Origin of the sequence: Streptomyces katrae (genome assembly GCF_000966975.1) — a bacterium.
In the GTDB taxonomy this organism is placed as follows: domain Bacteria; phylum Actinomycetota; class Actinomycetes; order Streptomycetales; family Streptomycetaceae; genus Streptomyces; species Streptomyces katrae.
In genome coordinates, this window is the sequence record NZ_JZWV01000545.1 from 1 (window position 1) to 8280 (window position 8280).

An 8280-nucleotide genomic window follows, 5' to 3' on the forward strand; every position below is an offset into this window, starting at 1 on the left:
GCCCCACCCGTACCGACCCGTCCCACCCGTCCTGGCCGGTTCGCGCCCTTTGCACGACGCGCCGGACTGTCGACCCTCACGGTATGGGGGACTACCAGGACGAACCGCCCCGGCTGCGCGCCGGGCAGCCGCACTGCCCGCACTGCGGCCTGCCGGTGGACCGGACGGCCACGGACGAGCACGACTGGGTGCTCCTGGAGCCGGACATGACACCTCTGGCCCACGTCGTGCCACCGCAGCACCGCTGGATCACCCGCTCCGACGGCCGCGTGACGGTCTACGCCGTCAGCCCGCCGGACCCGACACAGCGGTGCCGCATAGAACACCGCCTCGCCTGCGCGGCCCAGCCCCTCCCCGACCTCTGGCCCTGGCTCACCACCCTCCGCACCGAAAACCACCGCCGCGCGCGGCGCCGGGCGGAACCCGCCCAGGACTGGCCCGACGCCGGCTAGCCGGGATCAGACCAGGGCGCCGCCCTGGAACTGCATCCCCGAGTCATCGGGAACGTCCGCCCGCTTCCCCGTAGGAGCGGGATTGGGGGGCGGGAATCCCCCGTCCGCCGACCCGCAGGGCGCCACGAAGCACTCCACGACGTGGTGGGAGGGGTTCCCGTGGGGATGCCCGTCCTTGCCGCCCCAGGGCCCGCCCCCGTCGGTCGAGCCGCCGTCCGCCGGGCCGCAGGGCGCCTTGATGCACTGCCGCTGGTGATCGGCCACGGCGATGTGCGGCGTCCCGTGGACGGCGGCGAACGCGGCGACGTTCAGCACCGTGCTCCCGGCGGCCACGATGGTCGAGGCGGCGAAAACGAAGAGACGGCGGGTCCAGGAGGTCTGCTGGGTCATCGGAATCTCCTCCGGTCGATACGGCCCGGCCGGAGGTTCCTTCCCCTCACGACCACCCCTCCAGTAGGCCCCGCCCCCCACCCGACGTCAGGCCCCGGATTCACGTACCTTGACGCGCGACGGGGACACGGGGTACACGCGGCCGCATCCCGGACTCCCGTCCGGCTCTGCGGACGGCGCCACCACCGTCGAGCCGGATTGGCCTGCCGCCCTGAAGTCCTCGGAAACCACTGCTGGTTAGGGTGAAGCCAAGCAGGCCGCGCGGCAGCGTTGGAGGGGACCCATGGCCACAAGGGCCGGTGAACGAAGTGACCCCGGCCGTCATGCCCGGGACGGTGGCGGGGAGATCGACCGATGAGGGCTCCGGTGGCGCCGGCCGGACCTGGGGAGCGTGACCGGTCTCGGCGGCGCCTTGCCGTCGGGGCCCGGGTGTTCTCGGGCGTATGCGTTCTCGGGGTGCTCGGCACGGTCCTGATGGTCATGTACGGGGTGCGATACCCCGGCGCAGACCAGAAGGAGTGCTGTTGGGAGCAGGACGCCACCCCTGAGTGGGCGGCGTCCGTGACCGGACTCCGGGTGCCCGACACGGCCGTCGACCGGCGGGCGGGCCTCCACAGCAACATGCAGTACGACGTGGTCCTGCTCGCGTTCACCGTGCGGACCGAAGAGGCCGACAAGTTCCTGGAACCGCTTCGTCGACAGGGCACCCAGATGGCCCACAACCGGCACCCGGAAGCCCCGGGATACACCCGCGGCGACGGCTTCAGCCACCTCGGCCTTCCCGAGCCCGAGACCCTCGTCGACGGCATGCGCATCACCAGTGTCTGCCCCGGCGAGACGAAGACACCCGAAAGCGGCGCACTCCGGCTGTGCGCGAAGATCCAGGCGCACGAGTTCCAGCCGGGCACCACGCGCATCTACGTCCGGGCCGACAGCGACGCGACCATCGAGAAGCCGGCCTGACCCCGAGCGGTTGGCCGCACATACGCCAAGACCCCGTCCTCAGCGTTGCCGCTGATGGCGGGGTCTTCGGGCACTTCATGCGAAGTGCCCCCGGCAGGATTCGAACCTGCGCACACGGCTCCGGAGGCCGTTGCTCTATCCCCTGAGCTACGGGGGCGTGTCGTTCGCGTTGCGGCGACGGGTTGAACACTACCAGCTCCGACGGGGTGATCAGGAACCGTTTTGAGCGGGAGGGAGGAGGTCGGTCGCCCGGAGGGGGTGGAAGTGGCAAAAACCCGGACGCGGGGGCTTAGGGCGACCTACCCTCGAGTTGTGCCAGGCGCCTCGGGCCGGGTGCTTGTTGTCGACGACAACAAGGTCATCCGGCAGCTGATCAAGGTCAATCTCGAGCTGGAGGGCTTCGAGGTCGTGACCGCGAACGATGGTGCCGAGTGCCTGGACGTCGTCCACCGCGTGTGTCCCGACGCGATCACCCTTGATGTGGTCATGCCGCGACTGGACGGGTTCGGGGCCGCCGCGCAGCTGCGGGCCGACCCGCGGACGCGGCACGTGCCCGTGGCGATCGTCAGTGCCTGTACGCAGCACGAGGTCGAGGCGGCGATCGCCGCCGGGGTGGACGCCTTTCTCGCCAAGCCCTTCGAGCCCGCCGAGCTGGTGCGGGTCGTGCGGCGGCGGCTCGTGGAGCGGAAGGACCGGCGGGAGCGGAAGGGCGCGCCGGCCGGTAGAGGGGTGTAAGGGGAGAGGGGTGTAGGGGGAGAGGGCTGCGTCGTAGCCGGGTGGGGTTGCGGTGGGTGGGGATTCCACATGGCGAAACCCGATGCATGGGGGCCCGGCTTCTCGCCTAGGCTGGGTTCCGTGATCCCCGCCGACCTCTCTCATGCCGTCGTACACGCCGTACGCCGCGCCGTCGAGGCCGGGGAGCTGGGCGGGCCCGTGCCCGCGCGGGTGGTCGTCGAGCGGACCCGGCCCGGAGGGGTGGGGGAGTACGCCAGTCCCGTCGCCCTGAGGATGGGCAGGGGGGCCGAGGGGGCCCTCGTGCTCGCGAAGGCGCTCGCCCTTGAGCCCGGCATCGCGACCGTCGAGGTCACCGGGCCCGGGTTCCTGAACTTCACCCTCGCCCCCCTCTCCGCCGCCGAGCTCGTAAGGGACGTGGCCGGGCGAGCCGGGCGGTACGGGTGTCTCCCCGTCGCCCCGCAGCCCGCCGCCGGGACGCGCCGGGAGGACGTGCGGGGTGCCGTCGTGCGGGGTGCCGTCGTGCGGATCCGGGAGGGGCAGGGGCTCCCGGGGGAGGGCGAAGGGCTGAGTGTCGCGCCCGTCGCCCGGCGGGACGGGGACGTGGTCGCGCGGTACGGGGCCGCGGCCGCCGTCTGGGCCATGGTCGTCGTGCCGGCGCGGGAGACGCCCGTGTTCGGTGACGGGCTGCTCGTGCAAGGCGAGGAGAACGAGGTCTTCCGGGTGCGCTACGCGCACGCCCGCGCCCGGGCGCTGACGCGGAACGCCGCCGACCTCGGGTTCCGCGGCGAACCCGGTGACGTCGACGCGCCCGCCCTGCTGCGCGCCCTCGCCGATCACCCCCTCGCCCTCGAAGCCGCCGCCCACCACCGGGCGCCCGAGCGGCTCGCGCGGCACCTGGTCGTCGTCGCCGACGCGCTGCTCGACTTCCAGCACCAGGTCCTGCCCCTCGGGGACGAGAAACCCTCGGCCGCCCACCGTGCCCGGCTGGCTCTCGCCGAAGCCGCCGGGGCGGTGCTGGCCGGCGGCCTCGCCCTCCTCGGCATAGACGCCCCCCATTTCTTGTGAACCGCGAAGAGAGATACCGATGAGCCGTTCCGCGCACCCCGCCGGGCCCCGCCACGCCGACGTCCTGCCCGAGGGCCACTACGCCCCGCCGCCCGCCGACCTGAACGCGCTGGACGAGAAGGTCTGGTCGCGGACCGTCACCCGGAACGCGGACGGGGTCGTGACCGTCGGCGGGATCGAAGTGACCCGGCTCGCCGAGGAGTTCGGGACGCCGGGCTACTTCCTCGACGAGGAGGACTTCCGGGCCCGCTGCCGTGCCTGGGCGCACGCCTTCGGCAAGGACGCGGACGTGTTCTACGCCGGCAAGGCGTTCCTCTCCAAGGCGGTCGTGAAGTGGCTGAAGGAGGAGGGGCTCAACCTCGACGTGTGCTCGGGCGGGGAGCTGGCCACCGCGCTCGCCGCCGAGATGCCGGCCGAGCGGATCGCCTTCCACGGGAACAACAAGTCGGAGAGTGAGATCCGGCGTGCGGTCTCCGCCGGTGTGGGACGGATCGTGCTCGACTCGTTCCAGGAGATCGCCCGGGTCGCGCACATCGCCGGTGAGCTGGGTGTGCGGCAGCCCGTGCAGATCCGGGTGACCGTGGGCGTGGAAGCGCACACCCACGAGTTCATCGCGACCGCCCACGAGGACCAGAAGTTCGGTATCGCCGTCGCCGACGGGTCCGCCGCCGAAGCCGTGCGGCGGGCGCTCGGGCACGAGAGCCTCGAGCTGCTCGGCGTCCACTCCCACATCGGCTCGCAGATCTTCGACATGGCCGGCTTCGAGGTCTCCGCGAAGCGGGTCGTGCAGCTGCTGGCCGCCGTCCGCGACGAGCACGGGGTCGAGCTGCCCGAGATCGACCTCGGCGGCGGGCTCGGTATCGCCTACACGTCCGCCGACGACCCGCGCGAGCCCCACGAGATCGCCAAGTCGCTCACCGAGATCGTCGCGCGGGAGTGCGAGGGCGCGGGGCTGAAGGCTCCGCGGATCTCCGTCGAGCCCGGCCGCGCCATCGTGGGGCCGACCGCCTTCACGCTCTACGAGGTCGGCACGATCAAGCCGCTGGAGGGGCTGCGCACGTACGTCTCCGTCGACGGGGGCATGTCCGACAACATCCGGACGGCCCTGTACGACGCCGAGTACGCCGTCACCCTCGTCTCCCGCGTCTCCGACGCGGAGCCCATGCTCGTCCGCGTCGTCGGCAAGCACTGCGAGAGCGGCGACATCGTCGTCCGGGACGCCTTCCTCCCCGCCGACCTGGCCCCCGGCGACCTGATCGCCGTCCCGGCCACCGGGGCGTACTGCCGCTCCATGGCCAGCAACTACAACCACGCGCTCCGCCCGCCCGTCGTCGCCGTGCGCGACGGGGCCGCGCGGGTGATCGTCCGGCGTGAGACGGAGGAAGATCTCCTGTCTCTCGACCTCGGGTGATTCCCATATTTTCGGGACAGGGCGTCCGGTCCCGAAAATAGACGTCTCACTCAATGGACCGAGGATGGAAACTGCTGTCCATTGAGTGAGACTGGTTCATACCTGGCGCGTAACCCGCGCGCCGGGAGCGAAGAAAGATCGAAAGGCGTAGGTCGAATGATGCGTACGCGTCCGCTGAAGGTGGCGCTGCTGGGCTGTGGAGTGGTCGGCTCAGAGGTGGCGCGCATCATGACGACGCACGCCGACGATCTGGCCGCCAGGATCGGCGCGCCCGTCGAGCTCGCCGGCGTCGCCGTGCGCCGCCCCTCCAAGGTGCGCGAGGGCATCGACCCCGCGCTCGTCACCACCGACGCCACCGCGCTGCTCAAACGCGGCGACATCGACGTGGCCATCGAGGTCATCGGCGGCATCGAGCCGGCGCGCACCCTGATCACCACCGCCTTCGAGAACGGCATCTCCGTCGTCTCCGCGAACAAGGCGCTGCTCGCCCAGGACGGCGCCGCGCTGCACGCCGCGGCCGAGACGCACGGGCTGGACCTGTACTACGAGGCCGCCGTCGCCGGCGCCATCCCGCTGGTCCGCCCGATGCGCGAGTCCCTCGCCGGCGACAAGATCAACCGGGTGATGGGCATCGTCAACGGCACGACGAACTTCATCCTCGACAAGATGGACTCCACCGGCGCCGGCTACCAGGAGGCCCTCGACCAGGCCACCGCCCTCGGGTACGCCGAGGCCGACCCGACCGCCGACGTCGAGGGCTACGACGCCGCCGCCAAGGCCGCGATCCTGGCGGGCATCGCCTTCCACACCCGCGTCCGCCTCGACGACGTGTACCGCGAGGGCATGACCGAGGTCAGCGCCGCGGACTTCGCCTCCGCCAAGCGGATGGGCTGCACCATCAAGCTCCTCGCCATCCTGGAGCGCGCCGCCGACGGCGAGTCCGTCACCGCCCGCGTCCACCCGGCGATGATCCCGCTCAGCCACCCGCTGGCCTCCGTCCGCGAGGCCTACAACGCGGTCTTCGTCGAGGCGGAGGCCGCCGGGCGGCTCATGTTCTACGGGCCCGGCGCGGGCGGTTCGCCGACCGCGTCCGCGGTCCTCGGCGACCTGGTCGCCGTCTGCCGCAACAAGCTCGCCGAGGCAACGGGGCCCGGCGAGTCGGCGTACACCCAGCTGCCCGTCAGCCCCATGGGGGACGTCGTCACCCGCTACCACATCAGCCTCGATGTGGCGGACAAGCCGGGCGTCCTCGCCCAGGTGGCGACCACCTTCGCGGAGCACGGAGTGTCGATCGACACGGTCAGGCAGCAGGGCAAGGACGGTGAGGCCTCCCTCGTCGTCGTCACCCACCGCGCACCCGACGCCGCCCTCTCCGGGACCGTCGAGGCGCTGCGGAAGCTGGACACCGTGCGCGGTGTCGCCAGCATCATGCGTGTTGAAGGGGAGTAAGGACCCATGAGCAGCAATCGCACCCACCAGTGGCGCGGCATCATCGAGGAGTACCGGGACCGGCTGCCGGTCACCGAGACGACCCCCGTGGTCACGCTCCGGGAGGGTGGCACTCCCCTCGTTCCCGCCCAGGTGCTCTCCGAGCGCACGGGCTGTGAGGTGCACCTCAAGGTGGAGGGCGCGAACCCCACCGGGTCCTTCAAGGACCGCGGCATGACCATGGCCATCACCAAGGCCAAGGAGGACGGCGCCAAGGCCGTGATCTGCGCCTCCACGGGCAACACCTCCGCCTCCGCCGCCGCCTACGCGGTGCGCGCCGGCATGGTGTCCGCGGTCCTCGTGCCCCGCGGCAAGATCGCGCTCGGCAAGATGGGCCAGGCCCTCGTGCACGGTGCCAAGATCCTGCAGGTTGACGGCAACTTCGACGACTGCCTGGACCTGGCCCGCGCGCTGTCCGACAACTACCCGGTGGCGCTGGTCAATTCCGTCAACCCGGTGCGCATCGAGGGCCAGAAGACGGCCGCGTTCGAGATCGTGGACGCGCTCGGCGACGCCCCCGACATCCACGTGCTGCCCGTCGGCAACGCCGGCAACATCACCGCGTACTGGAAGGGGTTCAAGGAGTACAAGGCCGACGGCCTGGCCTCCCGCACGCCCCGCGTGTGGGGTTTCCAGGCCTCCGGCTCGGCGCCGATCGTGCGCGGAGAGGTCGTCAAGGAGCCGCACACCATCGCCACCGCCATCCGGATCGGCAACCCGGCCTCCTGGGACTACGCGCTGGCCGCGAAGGAGGAGTCGGGCGGCTTCATCGACGAGGTGACGGACCGCCAGATCCTGGCCGCCTACCGGCTGTTGGCCTCCCAGGAGGGCGTCTTCGTGGAGCCCGCCTCGGCCGCCTCGGTGGCCGGTCTGCTCAAGGCCGCCGAGCTCGGCCTGGTCGACCCGGGCCAGAAGATCGTGTGCACCGTCACCGGCAACGGCCTGAAGGACCCCGACTGGGCGGTCGCCGGCGCTCCGCAGCCCGTCACCGTTCCGGTGGACGCCGAGGCCGCGGCCGTCCGGCTCGGCCTGGTCTGACCCCGACGGGTCCCGGGTCTCCCGGGGCCCGTCCCGGGAACCTCCCCGGGCCGCGTCCCCGCGGCCCATGACCCCGTTGCCGGATTCCGGAAACCTTCCGGAATCCGGCAACCCGGTCCGTACGACACCGGAAGCCAACGGCAATTCAGCGTCGATCCACCGGAAGACGGCGACACGCATCGTGCGCCTCCTGTGCGCCCTATGTCGCGGGAGAACCTTCCTTCGATACGCTGTACTGACATCCGCCACCGCGCATATGACCGTGGTGCTGCCCCGAGGGCCTTCGGGTGTCGTACGTTCTCCAGTACATTTCGCAGCGAAGATCCCGCACAGCCCGCCGGATCCCGCACAGTCACAAGGAGTGTCATCGACCGATGGCAGGTCCAGCGTTCCGCGCCGCCGCCGTACGAGTGCGCGTGCCCGCCAGCAGTGCCAACCTCGGCCCCGGCTTCGACGCCCTCGGCCTGGCGCTGGGGCTCTACGACGACGTGGTCGTCCGCGTCGCCGACTCCGGCCTGAACATCGACATCGCGGGTGAGGGCGCCGACACCCTCCCGCGTGACGAGAGCCACCTCCTCGTACGCTCCATGCGCACCGCCTTCGACCTGCTGGGCGGACAGCCGCGCGGCCTGGAGGTCGTCTGCGCCAACCGCATCCCGCACGGGCGGGGCCTCGGCTCCTCCTCGGCCGCGATCTGCGCCGGCATCGTCGCCGCGCGCGCCGTGACCATAGGCGGCG

General features: G+C 71.6%; 9 protein-coding genes and 1 tRNA gene. 8 read left to right on the forward strand and 2 right to left on the reverse strand.

Annotated features, from left to right (window positions below):
• The first annotated feature begins 83 nt into the window (after positions 1–83).
• Positions 84–452 carry a DUF6083 domain-containing protein gene (locus VR44_RS19715; protein ID WP_045948866.1) on the forward strand — a complete coding sequence of 123 codons (369 nt, stop codon included), beginning with the start codon at positions 84–86 and terminating at the stop codon, positions 450–452.
• Positions 453–458: 6 nt separating this feature from the next.
• Here VR44_RS19715 and VR44_RS19720 read toward each other — a convergent pair whose 3' ends face one another.
• On the reverse strand, positions 459–842 hold the full coding sequence (locus VR44_RS19720; protein WP_045948867.1) for a hypothetical protein: 384 nt from the start codon (positions 840–842) through the stop codon (positions 459–461).
• Positions 843–1298: 456 nt separating this feature from the next.
• Between VR44_RS19720 and VR44_RS19725 the strand changes: the two genes are divergently transcribed.
• Positions 1299–1805, forward strand: coding sequence for a hypothetical protein (locus VR44_RS19725; RefSeq protein ID WP_045948868.1), 507 nt, complete (start codon positions 1299–1301; stop codon positions 1803–1805).
• Positions 1806–1890: 85 nt separating this feature from the next.
• Here VR44_RS19725 and VR44_RS19730 read toward each other — a convergent pair.
• Positions 1891–1962, reverse strand: a tRNA-Arg gene (locus VR44_RS19730).
• A 101-nt stretch (positions 1963–2063) separates the two neighbouring features.
• Between VR44_RS19730 and VR44_RS19735 the strand changes: the two genes are divergently transcribed.
• The 6 genes from VR44_RS19735 to VR44_RS19760 form a co-directional block, all read left to right on the forward strand.
• A complete protein-coding gene (locus VR44_RS19735) occupies positions 2064–2540 on the forward strand; it encodes a response regulator (protein ID WP_094191764.1) in 477 nt (158 codons plus the stop codon).
• A 120-nt stretch (positions 2541–2660) separates the two neighbouring features.
• Positions 2661–3605 carry an ArgS-related anticodon-binding protein NrtL gene (nrtL, locus tag VR44_RS19740; protein ID WP_045948870.1) on the forward strand — a complete coding sequence of 315 codons (945 nt, stop codon included), beginning with the start codon at positions 2661–2663 and terminating at the stop codon, positions 3603–3605.
• Between the two features lie 19 nt (positions 3606–3624).
• Positions 3625–5016 (forward strand): diaminopimelate decarboxylase, encoded by a 1392-nt coding sequence (gene lysA / locus VR44_RS19745; protein ID WP_045948871.1) that lies wholly within the window; start codon positions 3625–3627, stop codon positions 5014–5016.
• 159 nt (positions 5017–5175) lie between these two features.
• Complete coding sequence (locus tag VR44_RS19750; protein WP_045948872.1) at positions 5176–6465, forward strand: homoserine dehydrogenase; 1290 nt, start codon at positions 5176–5178, stop codon at positions 6463–6465.
• 6 nt (positions 6466–6471) lie between these two features.
• Entirely contained in the window at positions 6472–7542 is a 1071-nt protein-coding gene (thrC, locus tag VR44_RS19755; protein WP_042820311.1) for a threonine synthase, read from the forward strand.
• Between the two features lie 374 nt (positions 7543–7916).
• The coding region (locus VR44_RS19760; RefSeq protein WP_045948873.1) for a GHMP family kinase ATP-binding protein at positions 7917–8280 on the forward strand (364 nt) is incomplete at its 3' end.